We start from the raw sequence: 15,164 nt of genomic DNA, 5'->3' as shown, positions 1-15,164 counted from the left end.
AAGGCCGGCGCCGGCCTTTATGCCTTCAACGATGCCCACGCGATGATGGCCTTTGTCGGCGCCGGGCTCGATGCGCCAGCCCAGACCTTGCTCGAGGCGCAGCGTGAGGCCATGCGCGGCAATGACGACAACGCGGCTTTCACCAGGGATGTCGGCCATCCGCTGACGCTCGCCATCAAGGCGTTCGGTGAAGGCAGCTACGCCGAGAGCGTGCGCCTGATCCGGCCGATCCGGGCGATCGCCCATCGTTTCGGCGGCAGCCACGCCCAGCGCGACGTCATCGACCTGACGCTGATCGAGGCGGCCCTGCGCGCCGGTGAGGGTGCGCTGGCCAGGGCGCTCACGGCAGAACGTTCGATGGCGCGACCCGACAGTCCGCTGTCAGCTCTGTTTCTGCGACGCGCCGCCGATTTGTCGGAGAATTGACCCGAAGCGGATCTTGTTTTAAAAACTGGCCAAGCCAGATTTTTTCGAGACCCGAAAAAATTAATGGCATGGGAGGAAATCATGTATCTCGGCCTCGATCTCGGGACATCGGGCGTCAAGGCGCTGCTGATCGATGCCGGGCAAACTGTCATCGGCTCCGGCCATGCGTCGCTCGATGTTTCACGCCTGCATCCGGGTTGGTCGGAACAGAATCCCGACGACTGGATCCGGGCCTGCGAAGACGCAATTGCCGAACTCAAATCATCCCACCCCAGGGAACTCGCGGCAGTCAAGGGCATTGGTCTCTCCGGGCAGATGCACGGTGCCACGCTGCTCGATGCCGCCGACAAGGTGCTGCGGCCCTGCATTCTGTGGAACGACACGCGCAGCCATGCCGAGGCCGCCGTCCTCGACGCCGATCCGCGCTTCCGCGCGCTGACCGGCAACATCGTCTTTCCCGGCTTCACCGCGCCGAAGCTTGCCTGGGTGAAGAACAACGAGCCCGCTGTCTTCGCCAAGGTCGCAAAAGTGCTGTTGCCCAAGGATTTCCTGCGGCTCTGGCTTACGGGCGAACACATTTCGGAAATGTCCGATTCTGCCGGCACGTCCTGGCTCGATGTCGGCAAGCGGCGCTGGAGTGCGGACCTGCTCGCGGCGACATCGCTCGATGAACGGCAGATGCCGTCGCTGGTCGAGGGTACAGAGAAGGCAGGTGCGCTGCGGGCCGAACTGGCCTCGAAATGGGGCGTCCAGGCCGGCATTCCAATCGCCGGCGGCGCCGGCGACAATGCGGCCTCGGCCTGCGGCATGGGCACGGTCGGCGCCGGCCACGCTTTCGTCTCGCTCGGCACATCGGGCGTGCTGTTTGCCGCCAATGCTTCCTATTTGCCCAACCCGGCAAGTGCCGTGCATACCTTCTGCCACGCGCTTCCAAACACCTGGCATCAGATGGGTGTCATCCTGTCGGCGACCGATTCGCTGAACTGGCTGTCCGAAATCACCGGGAAGAGCGCCGGCGAGTTGACCGCCGAACTCGGCGACACATTGAAGGCGCCGAGCGGCGTGTCCTTCCTGCCTTACCTCTCGGGTGAGCGCACACCCTACAATGATTCCGCCATTCGCGGCGCGTTCACCGGGCTGGCGCATGAATCGAGCCGTGCCCTGCTGACGCAGGCCGTGCTGGAGGGCGTCGCCTTTGCCTTCCGTGACAGCCTCGAAGCCCTGGCCAAGGCCGGCACGGCCTTGACGCGGGTGACGGCGATCGGCGGCGGTTCGCGCTCGCGCTACTGGCTGAAGGCGATTGCCACCGCGCTTCAACTGCCTGTCGACATTCCTGCCGACGGCGACTTCGGCGCCGCCTTTGGTGCCGCGCGTCTCGGCCTGATCGCGGCGACGGGTGCCGATCCGCTCGAAATCTGTACGGCCCCCAGGACGGACGCGACGATCGAACCGGACGCGGCGCTTGGCGGCGTCTATGCCGATGCCTATCAGCGCTACCGGGCGCTCTACCCGGCAATCAAGGTCGCCACGGCGTGATTGATCTCTCGCCCACGCCGCGGCATGCCAGCTCACTGCGCCGGCACCTTGTCGAGAAAACCGGTGACGCTCTTGAGGCGGCCGTTCTCGATGACGCCGATGTCGGTGCCTTCGATGACGGAAGGCGTTCCCTCAGGTCCGAGATTCCACGAGAAGCGGATCTTGTCGGCAAAACCATCCGGCGTGCCCTTCAGCGAGAACCGGAAGCCGGCAAAGCGCTGCTGCACGCCGTCGATGAGTGCCGCGACACCCGCATGGCCATCGCCCTGCATGAGCGGATCGCGATAGCTGACGTCTTCCGTGAAGGTCGCCTTGAGCAAGTCGGCCCGGCGCTCGGCGTCGCTTTCGTTCCAGGCGGTGATGTAGCCTTGAGCGATCCTGTTGAGGTCGGTCATGGTCTGTCTCCTTTGTTTGACGGTTTTGACACGAGCCTTTTCGACCAGCGGAAGACCGAAACCAATTACGCCTGAGGTAATCAAGGCGAATTACCTGAGGTAATCAGGGCGAACTATTCGAAAGAGGAAAAAGACCATGAGCAGCGGATTTTTCGGCGACATCAAAAAGATCAAGTATGAGGGGCCGGATTCGACCAATCCGCTGGCCTACCGGTTCTACAACCCGGATGAGGTCGTCGCCGGCAAGCGGCTGGAAGATCATCTGCGCTTTGCCGTCGCCTACTGGCATTCCTTCGCCTGGCCGGGCGGCGATCCGTTCGGCGGCCAGACCTTCGACCGGCCGTGGTTCCCCAAGGCCGGCGGCGTCGACACGATGGAACTGGCCAAGCTCAAGGCCGATGTCGCCTTCGAGATGTTCTCGCTGCTCGGCGCGCCCTATTTCTGCTTCCACGACGCCGATGTGCGGCCGGAGGGCAAGGACTTTTCCGAAAGTGCGGCCCGCCTCGACGAGATATCAGACTATTTTGCCGGAAAGATGAAGCAGACCGGCGTCAAGCTTTTGTGGGGTACGGCCAACCTGTTCTCCAACCGCCGCTTCATGTCGGGTGCTGCCACCAATCCCGATCCGGATGTCTTTGCCTATGCGGCGGCGACGGTGAAAAGCTGCATCGACGTCACCAAGCGGCTGAAAGGCGAGAACTACGTGCTGTGGGGCGGGCGCGAGGGCTATGAGACACTGCTCAACACCGACCTCGCCCGCGAGCAGGAACAGGCCGGCCGGTTCCTCAGCATGGTCGTCGACTACAAGCACAAGATCGGCTTCAAGGGCACGATCCTGATCGAGCCGAAGCCGCAGGAACCGACCAAGCACCAGTATGACTACGATGTCGCCACCGTCTACGGCTTCCTCAAGCGCTTCGGGCTGGAGAAGGAGGTCAAGCTCAACATCGAGCAGGGCCACGCCATCCTGGCCGGCCATTCCTTCGAGCACGAGCTGGCGCTGGCCAATGCGCTCGGCGTCTTCGGCTCGATCGACATGAACCGCAACGACTACCAGTCGGGCTGGGACACCGACCAGTTCCCCAACAATGTGCCGGAAATGGCGCTGGCCTACTATCAAGTCCTGCAGGCCGGCGGCTTCAAGACCGGCGGCACCAATTTCGACGCCAAGCTGCGCCGCCAGTCGCTCGATCCGCAGGATCTGCTGATCGGCCATATCGGCGGCATGGACTCTTGCGCACGCGGTCTGAAAGCCGCGGCCCGCATGGTCGAGGACAAGGCGCTGTCGGCGCCGCTGGCCGAACGCTATGCCGGCTGGAACACGGCCGAGGGCAAGGCGATGCTTTCCGGCAAGCGCACGCTGGAAGACATCGCCGAGCGCGTCGTCAAGAAGAAGATCGAGCCGCAGCCAAGGTCCGGCCGCCAGGAACTGCTGGAAAACATCGTCAACCGGTACGTGTAAGGCGAGCGCCGCTCTATCTCTGGACCGACATCCGGCACCACTGGCTGAAGGCCGCCGCCATCGCCATCTGCTAGTCAGCGCATTTCGCGAGAGGCTGCCGAGGATCGCACAGATCCTCGGCAGCCTTCGTGAGACCAGGATGCCACGCGCGTCGCCGAAAACGACCCGCGCGGCAGCTGTCAGGAGACGGAAAATGACAGAGGATCGAATCATCGTGCGCCCGGCGCAGGCAAGCGATATCCCGGCTTTGAAGCGCGTTCTGCAGGAAACATTCGAAGGCACCTGGCTGCCGAACATCACCGAGGCAGCGGCGCGGCGCTATGTCGAGACAGATATTGGCGGGCGTTATATCGACCAGAGCTGGCCTGAATTTGCCGTTGCCGAGATCGATGGCGCGGTCGCCGGCCTGATCCATTGGCGCGCGGACTTCATCGAAGCCCTGCACGTCATGGCGTCCCGTCAGGGGCAAGGTGTCGGCCGCAAGCTGCTTTCCCATGCCGAACAGGCTATCGGCGCGGCCGGGTCGGCGCAGGCGCGGCTGGAAACCGACACGTTCAACCTGCCCGCACAAGCACTCTACAAGGCGGTCGGCTATGTCGAGAAAAACCGCTATCCGGATGACGAATGGGACAGTGGCTTCACCACGGTGCTGTTCGAAAAGCGGCTGCAGATCTCACCTTGACCTGACCTGCCCAGACGCAGGAACAAACTTTATGCAAGGCCGCGTCCGACGACACGGTTTTGCCCTTTGCCGCCCTTCAATGACCTCGCTCTTGCCTTCAAACAGCCGTCACGTATCTCGTATAAGAACAGCCGTCACGTATCTCGTATAAGACTGGCTCGTGGCGGGAGAGGAAGAAGGAGGCGAACCGATATGCAGAACGAACGTGAAATCGACGCCCTGCTCTCACCTGGCGAAGCCGGATCGATCATCGACCGGCTGATGGCGATGCCCCATCCGAAGGATGGTGCGCAGCGCACAAACGAATGGGATCGCGCGGTTGCAGCGCGACTTGAAACGGTGCTGGCCAAAAGCATGCGCTCGCGCATTGTCCACGAAAGTCGCGATGTCGCTTGATGGTTCCTGCGGTTTGACGAACGGAGGCTGTTTCGCCATCCTTCACCGATGGTACGCGCGGTGCTTCTGGACCTTTTGGGTGTCGTCTACAATGGCGACACCCCGATAGCGGGCGCTGTCCCAGCAATCGAACGCCTGCGCAATGCGGGCTTGCCGCTCCGCTTTGTCAGCAACACGACTCGCTCGCCTCGCAAGGCAATCCTCGCGCAACTTGCCGCCTTCGGCGTCGAGGTTGGAGAAGAAGAATTGCTGACGCCGGCGCGTGTCGCCGTCGAATGGCTGCGCAGGCATGGCCGCGCACCGCATCTGCTTGTCCATCCCAACCTGGAGCCTGAGTTCTCCGGACTGGACGGCGCAAATGGGCGGGCCGTCATCGTCGGAGATGCAGGCGAAGCCTTCGATCATGCCAGGCTCAACCGGGCATTCCGCGAGCTGGTGGCCGGCGCCGATTTTGTGGCGCTCGCCACCAATCGCACCTTCAAGGATGCAGACGGTCTGCTCAGCCTCGACACGGGCGCCTTCGTTGCCGCCCTCGAATTCGCCAGTGGTCGAAGCCCTGTCGTGCTCGGCAAGCCGTCACCGGATTTCTTTCTTTCGGCGCTTGCCAATATGAACTGCTCGGCAGCCGATGCGGTCATGGTCGGCGACGATGCCGAGAGCGATGTCGCCGGAGCACTGCGCGCCGGGCTTGGTGCTGCGCTGCTCGTGCGGACAGGCAAGTATCGCCCAAACGACGAAACACGTTTCAATCCGTCCCCCACGGCACTGGTAGATGACCTCGCCGCTGCGACCGACTGGATACTTACCAACCGCGCCGTAGTCTGACTGGCGCCTCGCCAAAAGCTCTCGAAAACGCTCTGGAAAACGCCGCGGCGGACGAAAAGCCGGTCCGCCCGGCAATGTCGGCCATCGCCACTCGCGTGTCGACTACCAGCCGGCGCGCAGCGCCGAGGCGCAGCCTGAGATAATAGGCGCCCGGCGTCTCGCCGATCGACTTGCGAAAGATGCTCTCCAGTGTCCGCGCCGTCACCCCGGCACGCTTTGCCACCGCCTCTATGGTCAGCGGCTGGTCGACATGCGCTTCCATCAGCCGGATGGCTTGCGCAAGGCGCGGGTCATAGCCGTCGAGGCGGCCGAGCGAGACCAGCGGCTGAGCGTCGGTGGCGGCGCGCGCCTGGTCGTAGATGAAGACGCTGGCGACATCGAGCGCGACGGCCATGCCAAGGCGCGTGCGAATGAGATGCAGCATCAGGTCGAAGGTCGGCGACGCGCCGCCCGACGTGAACACCGGCCCGTCGATGACATAGCGGTCCGGGCGGACATCGACACCTGGGAAGGCCGAGGAAAAATCCTCCATGTCCTCCCAGTGGGTGGTGGCGCTGCGCCCTTCCAGCAGGCCGGCGCGCGCCACCAGCCAGGTGCCGGCTTCGACACCGCCGCAAGCGCGTGCTGTCCGCGCCGCGCGGCGCAGGCCCGACAACAGAGCCGAGGTCGCGTAGTTCTGGGTGCCGAAACCGGCGACGACGACAAGGACGTCGGTTGGCTCGGCCGCATCGAAACGGCCGCTGACCGCCACCGGCAGGCCGCAGGTGGTGACCGGAGCCTCGCCGGTCACCGAGACCAGCTTGAAATCGAACAACGTCTCGCCGGAGATGCGGTTGGCGGCGCGTAGCGGATCGACGGCTGAGGCCACGCACATGATTGACGAACCGGAAAACACCAGCAGCGTCACCTTGAGCGGCAGGCGCTCGGCACGAAAGATCGTTGGTTTTTCGCTTTTCGTCATGGAAGCTTCGTAAAACGCAAAACAGTTTCCGGCAAGTCGGGCATTGTTGGTTGGTCTTTGTGCATGTCGTTATCCCAAAACCGGTTCCCACTTTTGGGCGACATGCATAGTGTTTCTATCGGAGGAGAGTTCCATGCCGCTTGCGATGAACCGTGAGGTTTTCATTACCTGTGCCGTGACCGGGTCCGGCGGCTCGCAGGACCGCAGCCCGCATGTGCCGCGCTCGCCTAAGCAGATCGCCGATTCGGCCATCGATGCGGCAAAAGCGGGTGCGGCGATCGTGCATTGCCATGTGCGCGATCCCGAAACCGGCAAGCCCAGGCGCGACGTGCATCTCTACCGCGAAGTGACCGAACGCATTCGCGAGGCCAATGTCGACGTGGTGCTGAACCTGACCGCCGGCATGGGCGGCGACATGGTGTTCGGATCGCCGGAAGCGCCGCTGCCGCTCAACGAAAAAGGCACCGACATGGGCGGCGCCACCAACCGCATGGAACATGTGCGCCAGTGCCTGCCGGAAATCTGCACGCTCGATTGCGGCACCATGAATTTCGCCGAGGCCGACTATGTCATGACCAACACGCCAGGCATGCTGCGCACCATGGGCGGCATGATGACGGCGCTCGGCGTCAAGCCGGAGATCGAGGCCTTCGACACCGGCCATCTGTGGTTCGCCAAGCAGTTGGTCGAGGAAAAGGTGCTCAACCCCGACGCGCTGGTGCAACTCTGCATGGGTGTGCCCTGGGGCGCGCCTGACGACCTCAACACCTTCATGGCCATGGTCAACAATGTGCCGTCGACCTGGAACTGGTCGGCCTTCGCCATCGGCCGCAACCAGATGGCCTATGCCGCGGCAGCGGTGTTGGCCGGCGGCAATGTCCGCGTCGGGCTGGAAGACAATCTGTGGCTCGACAAGGGCGTGCTGGCGACCAACGCGCAGCTGGTCGAGCGTGCCGCCAGCATCGTCACCAATCTCGGCGCCAGGATCATCGGACCGGAGGAAGTGCGCAAGAAGCTCAACCTCACCAAGCGGGCGCCGATCGCGGCATAAATTATTCGTCGGGAGGGTCGATATGACTACCGTCAAATTCACCGCGATGAAGGATGGCGACCGGGACGACTACGAGTTCCTGACCGCGCATGAAATCGACTATGCGGCCAGGACCGGTGAGCGGCTGCTCGATGCACTGGTCCAGCTCGACGAGGGCCTGTCGGGCTACAAGATCACCCGGCTCGGCCATTCGCTGCAGGCGGCGACGCGCGCCTGGCGCGACGGCGCCGACACCGACTGGATCGCTTGTGCGCTGCTGCACGACATCGGCGACATCTACGCGCCTTACAATCACGACGAATATGCCGCTTCGATCCTGAAGCCTTTCGTGCGCGAACAATGCACCTGGGTGGTGGAAAAGCACGGCGATTTCCAACGCCTCTATTACGCCCACCATCTCGGCGGCAACCGCCATGCTCGCGACCGCTTTGCCGGCCACGCCTATTTCGACGATTGCGACCAGTTTTGCGAACGCTGGGACCAGTCGAGCTTCGACCCCGATTACGACACGCTGCCGATCGAATTCTTCCGGCCCTTCGTGCTCGAGGTCTTTGCCCGCAAGGCCTACGATGCGACCGTGATCCGCGCCGGCGAGCGTGTGCCCCTCATCGATCCCACAACCGCCACGACAAGAACCGGAGCTTCCGCATGAGCATCATCAACAAGGCAGCCGCCATCGGCGGTGGTGTCATCGGCGCCGGCTGGGTGGCGCGGCTTTTGCTCAACGGCATCGACGTGTCGATCTTCGATCCCGATCCGGAGGCGTCGCGCAAGGTCAGCGAAGTGATGAAGGGCGCGCGCCGCGCCTACAAGCAGATGGTACCCGGCGGTCTACCCAAGGAAGGCAAGCTGATCTTCGCCAAGACCATCGCCGAGGCGGTCGCCGATGCCGACTTCATCCAGGAGAGCGTGCCGGAACGGCTTGACCTGAAACACCGCGTGCTGGCCGAGATCGACACCCATGCGCCGGCCAATGCGATTGTCGGCTCATCGACCTCCGGCATCAAGCCGACCGACATGCAGGTGGCGATGAAGAAGCATCCGGAGCGGCTGGTCGTCGGCCATCCGTTCAACCCGGTCTATCTCCTGCCGCTGGTCGAGATCGTCGGCGGAGAACAGACCTTTCCCGAGGCGATCGAGGTCGCCAAGGAGATGTATGCCTCGATCGGCATGAAGCCTGTCGTCATCCGCAAGGAGATCGAGGCCTTCGTCGGTGACCGCCTGCTCGAAGCGGCATGGCGCGAGGCGCTGTGGCTGATCAAGGACGGCATCTGCACCGTCGAGGAACTCGACGACATCATGCGCTATGGCTTTGGCCTGCGCTGGGCGCAGATGGGCATGTTCCAGGTCTATCGGGTCGCCGGCGGCGAGGCCGGCATGCGCCACTTCATGGCGCAGTTCGGCCCGTGCCTGAAATGGCCATGGACCAAGCTGATGGACGTGCCGGAGTTCAACGACGAGCTGGTCGACCTGATCGCCACCCAGTCGGACGACCAGGCGCATGGCCTGTCGATCCGCGAGCTGGAAAAGATCCGCGACGACAATCTGGTCGCGATCATGGATGCGCTGTCGAAGCAGAACAAAGGCAAGGGCTGGGGCGCTGGCGCGCTGCACAAGGACTACACCAAGCAACTGGCCAAGCTGGCGGCGAAGAAGCCGACGGCCTCCAAGGCGGCCGAGAAGGCCAAAGCGTTGAAGCCGGTGAAGAAAGCCGAGAAGCCGAAGAAAAAGACCGGCAAGAAGAAAGGCTGAGACCATGGATTTCGGGCTGTCGGAGGAACAGAGGCTCATTGTCGAGACGACGCGCGCGTTCGTCGAAAACGAGCTTTACCCGCATGAGCGCGAGGTCGAGCGCACCGGCGTGCTGCGCCGCGACCTGATCGAGGAGATCAAGGTCAAGGCGATCGAGGCCGGGCTCTATGCCGCCAACATGCCGGCCGATGTCGGCGGTGCCGGCCTCGATACGGTGACCTGGCTGCTCTACGAAAAGGAACTCGGCCGCGCCAATTATGCGCTGCACTGGACCTGCGTGGCGCGCCCATCCAACATCCTGCTTGCCGGCACACCCGAGCAACGCGAAAAGTATCTGTTTCCCTGCATCCGTGGCGAGAAATGGGACTGCCTGGCGATGACCGAGCCGGGCGCCGGCTCCGACCTGCGCGGCATGAAGGCGACCGCCGTGCAGGATGGCGACGACTGGGTGCTGAACGGCACCAAGCACTTTATCTCCCACGCCGACCTCGCCGACTTTGCCATCGTGTTCATGGCTTCCGGCGAAGAGGATTCGCCGCGTGGCAAACGCAAGAGGATCACCGCCTTCTTCGTCGACAAGGGCACCAAAGGCTTCACCGTCCGCGACGGCTACCGCAACGTCTCGCATCGCGGCTACACCAACGCCATCCTCGAATTCGACGACTGCCGGCTTCCCGCCGCCCAAGTGTTGGGCGAAGTTCACAAAGGGTTCGATGTTGCCAATTCCTGGCTCGGCGCCACCCGGCTGCAGGTCGGCGCCACCTGTCTCGGCCGTGCCGAGCGGGCGCTTGGCCATGCCGTCGAATACGCCGCGCAGCGCCAGCAGTTCGGCCAGCAGATCGGCAAATTCCAGGGCGTGTCGTTCAAGCTTGCCGACATGGCGACCGAACTGAAGGCCGCAGACCTGATGGTGTTCGAAGCCGGCTGGAAGTACGATCAGGGCACCGTCACCGACCAGGACATGGCCATGGCCAAGCTGAAGGCCACCGAGATGCTCGCTTTCGTCGCCGATGAGGCGATCCAGATCCATGGCGGCATGGGGCTGATGGACGATCTGCCGCTGGAGCGCATCTGGCGCGACGCGCGCGTCGAGCGCATCTGGGAAGGCACGTCCGAGATCCAGCGCCACATCATTTCAAGGGCGCTGCTGCGCCCGTTCGGGGCATAACATATGCATAAACTTGAGCGTCTCCTGCGGCCGAAATCGATCGCCGTGTTCGGCGGTGCGCAGGCCGCAGCCGTCGTCGCGCAGTCGATCAAGATGGGCTTTGCCGGCGAGATCTGGCCGGTGCATCCGACCAAGGACGAGGTCGCCGGTCGCAAGGCCTATCGTTCGGTGGCCGATTTGCCTGACGCGCCGGACGCCGCCTTTGTCGGCGTCAACCGGCATTTGACCATCGAGGTGGTCAAGGCGCTGGCCGAGCGCGGCGCCGGCGGCGCCGTCTGCTTTGCCGCCGGCTTCCTCGAAACCGAAGCCTATGACGACGACGGCGAGCGGCTGCAAGCCGAGCTGGTTGCGGCGGCGGGCCAGATGCCGATCATCGGGCCGAATTGCTATGGCCTGATCAATTATGCCGACGGCGCGCTTCTGTGGCCCGACCAGCATGGCGGCATAAGACTGGACGAGGGCGGCAAGGGCGTCGCCATCATCACCCAGTCCTCCAACATCGCCATCAACATGACCATGCAGAAGCGTGGCCTGCCGATCGCCTTCCTGATGACCGCCGGCAACCAGGCGCAGACCGGCCTGTCCGAAATGGCGCTCGGCTTGATCGAGGATGAGAGGGTCACGTCGCTCGGCCTGCACATCGAGGCCTTCGATTCGGTAGCCGGCTTCGAACGGCTGGCGGCACGAGCCCGCGAGCTGAAGAAGCCGATCATCGCCATGAAGGTCGGCCGCTCCGAACAGGCGCGGCAGGCGACCGTCTCACACACTGCCTCGCTGGCCGGCTCGGACGCGGCATCGGGCGCCTTCCTGAGGCGGCTTGGCATTGCGCGCGTCGATTCCATCCCCGCCTTCATCGAGGCGCTGAAGCTGTTGCACATCACCGGGCCTTTGCCCGGCTATAGGCTGTCGTCGATGAGCTGCTCGGGCGGTGAGGCCTCCGTCATGGCCGACAGTGCCGAAGGCCGCTGGGTCAATTTTCCGGTCCTGACCGACCAGCACCGTGCCCATGTCAAATCGACGCTGGGGCCGCTGGTTGCGGTGGCCAATCCGCTCGACTACCACACCTTCATCTGGAACAACGAGCCGGCGATGACCGCTACCTTCACTGCCATGGTGTCGGGCGGCTTCGACCTCAACATGCTGGTGCTCGATTTCCCACGCCCGGACCGCTGTTCGGACACCGACTGGTGGGCGACGCTGCGCGCCTTCGAATCGGCGCTGAAGACCAACGCGGCGCAAGGCGCGATCGTCTCCTCGCTGCCGGAGAACCTGCCGGAGGAATACACAGCCGGGCTGATGGCACGCGGCATGGTGCCGTTGTTCGGCATTTCCGAGGCGATGGACGCAGCCGGGGCGGCAGCCTTCATCGGCTGGGCTTGGGCTGAGCCGCAGGCGCAGCCGATCGACACGTCGGCCGCCGGTGCGCCTGGCGGTGACCACATCACCCCTGATGAAGCCGAGGCGAAATCCCGCCTCATCGAGGCCGGCCTGCCGGTGCCGAAAGGCGAACGCGCCGCCAATGCCGTCGAGGCGGTCATTTCGTCGATGGCGCTCGGCTTCCCGGTGGCGTTGAAGGCGCTCGGCGTCACCCACAAATCCGAGGTCGGCGCTGTCAGGCTCAATCTCCGGGATGCCGAATCCGTCAGCACGGCGGCGCATGACCTCTTGCCGCTCGGCACCGGCCTCTATGTCGAACACATGGTGCGCGACGGTGTCGCCGAACTCATCGTCGGCTTCACCCGCGACCCGATGTTCGGCGCGGTGATGACGCTGGGCACTGGCGGCGTGCTGGTCGAGCTGTTGCGCGACAGCGTCACCCTGATGCTGCCGGCAACCCGCGACGACATCGAGGCGGCCTTGCGCGGGCTGAAACTGTTCCCGCTGCTCGAAGGCTATCGCGGCCGGCCGAAAGCCGATGTCGCGGCCGCCATCGATGCCATCTCGGGCATTGCCGGCTTCGTGCAGAAGAATGCCGGCGAGATCGAGGAACTCGACATCAACCCGCTGATCGTCTGCACGCAGGGCAAGGGCGCCTGGATCGCCGACGCGCTGCTGGTGCTGGGAGACAAGAAGAATGTCTGACGTCATTTCGACCCGCCGCGAGGGTACCATCCTCGAAGTCACGCTCGACCGGCCCAAAGCCAACGCCATCGACCTGAAGACCTCGCGGCTGATGGGCGAGACCTTCAAGGCGTTCCGCGACGATCCGGAGTTGCGCGTCGCCATCGTCAAGACCGCCGGCGACAAGTTCTTCTGTGCCGGCTGGGATTTGAAGGCCGCTGCCGGTGGCGATGCGGTCGACGGCGACTATGGTGTTGGCGGTTTTGCCGGGCTGCAGGAGCTGCGCGACCTCAACAAGCCGGTCATCGCTTGCGTCAACGGCATGGCGGTGGGCGGCGGCTTCGAGCTGGCGCTGTCCTGCGACCTCATCTACGCCTCCGATCATTCCTCCTTCGCGCTGCCCGAAATCCGCGCCGGCACGCTGGCCGACGCGGCAACGATCAAGCTGCCGAAGCGCATCCCCTACCATGTCGCCATGGACCTTCTGCTCACCGGCCGCTGGATGGATGTCACTGAGGCGCATCGCTGGGGCCTGGTCAATGAGGTGCTGCCCAAGGATAAACTCGAGGAGCGCGTGTGGGAGATCGCCCGGCTGCTGGCCGGCGGCCCGCCGCTGGTGTTCGCCGCCATCAAGGAGACGGCGCGCGTGGCCGAGGCGCTGACTTTCCAGGACGCGATGAACAAGGTGACGCGGCGACAGTTGGCGACCGTCGATGCGCTTTATGGCTCCGAAGACAATATGGAAGGGTTTCGGGCTTTTGCCGAGAAGCGCGATCCGGTGTGGAAGGGGAAGTGACCCACTTCACCCTCCCCTCGATGGGGAGGGTCGGACCGAAGGTCCGGGGTGGGGTGAAGCGCCGCCACCCCCACCCGCCGCTGCGCGGCGACCTCCCCCATCAAGGGGGAGGTGAAGGAGTTCCATGACCGACTACAAAACCCTCATCGATGCCGAGACCTGGGCCTTCATCGAGCGGACCAACTCCTATTATCCGCCCGACACGATCGACTACACGATCGCGCAGCAGCGCGGGATCTACGACCGCATGTGCCGCGAATTCTTTGCCGGCTACCCCGAGGGCGTTGCGGTCGAAACCTCAGCCATTGCAACGCCCACGCACGACATCCCGATCCGCATCTACCGAAGCGCTCGCCAAGCAGCGGTGACGGTGCTGTATTTCCATGGCGGAGGCTTCATCCTCGGCGGGCTGGATAGCCATGATGACGTCTGCGCCGAGCTGTGTGCCCGCACCGGCCATGAGGTGGTTTCGGTCGACTACCGACTGGCGCCGGAGCATCTGCATCCGGCCGCCTTCGACGATGTGATGAGCGCCTTCGAATGGGCTGCAACCAACCGCTCACACCCCATCGTGCTTTGTGGCGACAGCGCCGGCGGCAATCTGGCCGCTGCGGTCAGCCACGCGACACGCGGCCACGCGAAAGGGCCGGTCGGCCAGGTGCTGATCTATCCCGGCCTTGGCGGCGATCGGTCGAAGGGATCCTATGTAACGCACGCCGAAGCGCCGATGCTGACCATGCGCGATCTCGAATTCTACAAGCATATCCGCACCGGTGGGCAGGACCGCAGCGGCGACGCAACGCTGGCCCCGCTTGCCGACACCGATTTCTCCAACCTGCCGCCGACGGTGCTGATCACCGCGCAATGCGACCCGCTGGCGTCGGACGGCGAGACCTATCGCGACCGTATCGTCGCGGCAGGCGGCCGCGCCACCTGGTTCGAGGAGCCGGGATTGGTGCACGGCTATCTCAGAGCCCGGCACACGGTCGGCCGCGCCCGCGCGAGCTTCACGCGGATTACGGACGCGGTAGCCGCCCTTGGGCAGGGCGCCTGGCGCTGGTGAACGATTTTCCCATCCTGCGAGTAAGACGGCTGCACAGACATGATCGGATGCGGCCAGCGTAATGCAGGCGCAATGCTGGCGGTGCAGACCACCATGGGTTTGACCGACAGCAGGAAATCGCAGACATGATCAGGTTCGGAAGCGCGTTGGCGCTCATCATTTGCGCCGCGACGCTCAGCGCATGTGTCGACACGGACGATTATCGCAACCGCCCCTGGCGCGAACACCACTGGCGGGATCGCGACCACCGACCCGACAGACCGTGGAGGCCGGACAGGCCGTGGAGGCCGGACAGGCCGTGGCGCCCCGACAGGCCCGATCGTCCCGACAGACCGGATCGGCCTGACAGACCGGACCGACCATGGCGCCCCGATTGCGTCGGCGGACCGGCAATTGATTGTGCGCCCCGGCCGGATCGGCCCGATAGACCCGATAGGCCGGACCGCCCAGAGCGCCCCGATTGCGTCAGCGGGCCCGCAATTGATTGTGGGCCCCGGCCCGACGTACAGCCCGGCGGACCGGACTGCGCTGATGGCCCTGCGACGACGCCGTCGCCTGACTGTATCGAGCCGCGCCGACCGCATCGGCGG

At 64.2% G+C, this 15,164-nt stretch carries 14 protein-coding genes and 1 pseudogene; 13 read left to right on the top strand and 2 right to left on the bottom strand.

What is annotated here, in order from left to right:
- Window positions 1-426, top strand: a pseudogene (locus FCU66_RS14600) (tetratricopeptide repeat protein); the annotation flags it as partial.
- Between the two features lie 81 nt (window positions 427-507).
- On the top strand, window positions 508-1,962 hold the full coding sequence (xylB, locus tag FCU66_RS14595) for a xylulokinase (RefSeq protein WP_136616561.1): 1,455 nt from the start codon (window positions 508-510) through the stop codon (window positions 1,960-1,962).
- A gap of 32 nt (window positions 1,963-1,994) precedes the next feature.
- Here xylB and FCU66_RS14590 read toward each other — a convergent pair whose 3' ends face one another.
- A complete protein-coding gene (locus FCU66_RS14590) occupies window positions 1,995-2,357 on the bottom strand; it encodes a nuclear transport factor 2 family protein (RefSeq protein ID WP_136616439.1) in 363 nt (120 codons plus the stop codon).
- 136 nt (window positions 2,358-2,493) lie between these two features.
- Between FCU66_RS14590 and xylA the strand changes: the two genes are divergently transcribed.
- From xylA to FCU66_RS14570, 4 genes are all read left to right on the top strand, one after another.
- Window positions 2,494-3,819 carry a xylose isomerase gene (gene xylA / locus FCU66_RS14585; RefSeq protein ID WP_136616440.1) on the top strand — a complete coding sequence of 442 codons (1,326 nt, stop codon included), beginning with the start codon at window positions 2,494-2,496 and terminating at the stop codon, window positions 3,817-3,819.
- 193 nt (window positions 3,820-4,012) lie between these two features.
- The gene (locus FCU66_RS14580) at window positions 4,013-4,501 is read left to right on the top strand and encodes a GNAT family N-acetyltransferase (protein ID WP_136616441.1); all 489 of its coding nucleotides are present in this window, start codon (window positions 4,013-4,015) and stop codon (window positions 4,499-4,501) included.
- Between the two features lie 192 nt (window positions 4,502-4,693).
- On the top strand, window positions 4,694-4,897 hold the full coding sequence (locus FCU66_RS14575) for a hypothetical protein (RefSeq protein WP_136616442.1): 204 nt from the start codon (window positions 4,694-4,696) through the stop codon (window positions 4,895-4,897).
- Between the two features lie 60 nt (window positions 4,898-4,957).
- Window positions 4,958-5,722: a TIGR01458 family HAD-type hydrolase gene (locus FCU66_RS14570; RefSeq protein WP_342778162.1), complete on the top strand. Its 765-nt coding sequence runs from the start codon at window positions 4,958-4,960 to the stop codon at window positions 5,720-5,722.
- Here the strand turns inward: FCU66_RS14570 and FCU66_RS14565 are convergent.
- On the bottom strand, window positions 5,700-6,683 hold the full coding sequence (locus tag FCU66_RS14565; RefSeq protein WP_136616444.1) for a GlxA family transcriptional regulator: 984 nt from the start codon (window positions 6,681-6,683) through the stop codon (window positions 5,700-5,702). The two genes, FCU66_RS14570 and FCU66_RS14565, sit on opposite strands and share 23 nt — an antisense overlap.
- Before the next feature lie 133 nt (window positions 6,684-6,816).
- Between FCU66_RS14565 and bcoG the strand changes: the two genes are divergently transcribed.
- The 7 genes from bcoG to FCU66_RS14530 all read left to right on the top strand — a co-directional run bounded on the left by bcoG (window position 6,817) and on the right by FCU66_RS14530 (window position 14,574).
- On the top strand, window positions 6,817-7,734 hold the full coding sequence (bcoG, locus tag FCU66_RS14560; RefSeq protein ID WP_136616445.1) for a 3-dehydrocarnitine:acetyl-CoA trimethylamine transferase BcoG: 918 nt from the start codon (window positions 6,817-6,819) through the stop codon (window positions 7,732-7,734).
- A 22-nt stretch (window positions 7,735-7,756) separates the two neighbouring features.
- On the top strand, window positions 7,757-8,386 hold the full coding sequence (locus tag FCU66_RS14555; protein ID WP_136616446.1) for an HD domain-containing protein: 630 nt from the start codon (window positions 7,757-7,759) through the stop codon (window positions 8,384-8,386).
- Complete coding sequence (locus FCU66_RS14550; RefSeq protein WP_136616447.1) at window positions 8,383-9,486, top strand: carnitine 3-dehydrogenase; 1,104 nt, start codon at window positions 8,383-8,385, stop codon at window positions 9,484-9,486. Before FCU66_RS14555 ends, FCU66_RS14550 begins: the two co-directional genes overlap by 4 nt.
- Window positions 9,487-9,490: 4 nt before the next feature.
- Window positions 9,491-10,654, top strand: coding sequence for an acyl-CoA dehydrogenase family protein (locus FCU66_RS14545; protein WP_136616448.1), 1,164 nt, complete (start codon window positions 9,491-9,493; stop codon window positions 10,652-10,654).
- Window positions 10,655-10,657: 3 nt separating this feature from the next.
- Window positions 10,658-12,736, top strand: a complete 2,079-nt coding sequence (locus tag FCU66_RS14540; RefSeq protein WP_136616449.1) for an acetate--CoA ligase family protein — start codon at window positions 10,658-10,660, stop codon at window positions 12,734-12,736.
- Window positions 12,729-13,511 carry a carnitinyl-CoA dehydratase gene (locus tag FCU66_RS14535; RefSeq protein WP_136616450.1) on the top strand — a complete coding sequence of 261 codons (783 nt, stop codon included), beginning with the start codon at window positions 12,729-12,731 and terminating at the stop codon, window positions 13,509-13,511. The genes FCU66_RS14540 and FCU66_RS14535 overlap by 8 nt, the downstream gene beginning before the upstream one ends.
- 124 nt (window positions 13,512-13,635) lie before the next feature.
- Window positions 13,636-14,574, top strand: a complete 939-nt coding sequence (locus tag FCU66_RS14530) for an alpha/beta hydrolase (protein WP_136616451.1) — start codon at window positions 13,636-13,638, stop codon at window positions 14,572-14,574.
- The last annotated feature ends 590 nt before the right edge of the window (window positions 14,575-15,164 follow it).

It is taken from the genome of Mesorhizobium norvegicum, assembly GCF_004919685.1.
GTDB classification, from domain to species: Bacteria; Pseudomonadota; Alphaproteobacteria; order Rhizobiales; family Rhizobiaceae; genus Mesorhizobium; species Mesorhizobium norvegicum.
This window is presented reverse-complemented; position numbering and strand designations above follow the sequence as displayed.

What these genes read in the sequence shown, in the direction of transcription:
- FCU66_RS14545 (WP_136616448.1), top strand. Translation starts at nt 9,491, where the DNA reads ATGGATTTCGGGCTGTCGGAGGAACAGAGGCTCATTGTCGAGACGACG.
- FCU66_RS14530 (WP_136616451.1), top strand. Translation starts at nt 13,636, where the DNA reads ATGACCGACTACAAAACCCTCATCGATGCCGAGACCTGGGCCTTCATC.
- FCU66_RS14555 (WP_136616446.1), top strand. Translation starts at nt 7,757, where the DNA reads ATGACTACCGTCAAATTCACCGCGATGAAGGATGGCGACCGGGACGAC.
- FCU66_RS14590 (WP_136616439.1), bottom strand. Translation starts at nt 2,357, where the DNA reads ATGACCGACCTCAACAGGATCGCTCAAGGCTACATCACCGCCTGGAAC.
- xylB (WP_136616561.1), top strand. Translation starts at nt 508, where the DNA reads ATGTATCTCGGCCTCGATCTCGGGACATCGGGCGTCAAGGCGCTGCTG.
- xylA (WP_136616440.1), top strand. Translation starts at nt 2,494, where the DNA reads ATGAGCAGCGGATTTTTCGGCGACATCAAAAAGATCAAGTATGAGGGG.
- FCU66_RS14580 (WP_136616441.1), top strand. Translation starts at nt 4,013, where the DNA reads ATGACAGAGGATCGAATCATCGTGCGCCCGGCGCAGGCAAGCGATATC.
- bcoG (WP_136616445.1), top strand. Translation starts at nt 6,817, where the DNA reads ATGCCGCTTGCGATGAACCGTGAGGTTTTCATTACCTGTGCCGTGACC.
- FCU66_RS14565 (WP_136616444.1), bottom strand. Translation starts at nt 6,683, where the DNA reads ATGACGAAAAGCGAAAAACCAACGATCTTTCGTGCCGAGCGCCTGCCG.
- FCU66_RS14575 (WP_136616442.1), top strand. Translation starts at nt 4,694, where the DNA reads ATGCAGAACGAACGTGAAATCGACGCCCTGCTCTCACCTGGCGAAGCC.
- FCU66_RS14540 (WP_136616449.1), top strand. Translation starts at nt 10,658, where the DNA reads ATGCATAAACTTGAGCGTCTCCTGCGGCCGAAATCGATCGCCGTGTTC.
- FCU66_RS14550 (WP_136616447.1), top strand. Translation starts at nt 8,383, where the DNA reads ATGAGCATCATCAACAAGGCAGCCGCCATCGGCGGTGGTGTCATCGGC.
- FCU66_RS14535 (WP_136616450.1), top strand. Translation starts at nt 12,729, where the DNA reads ATGTCTGACGTCATTTCGACCCGCCGCGAGGGTACCATCCTCGAAGTC.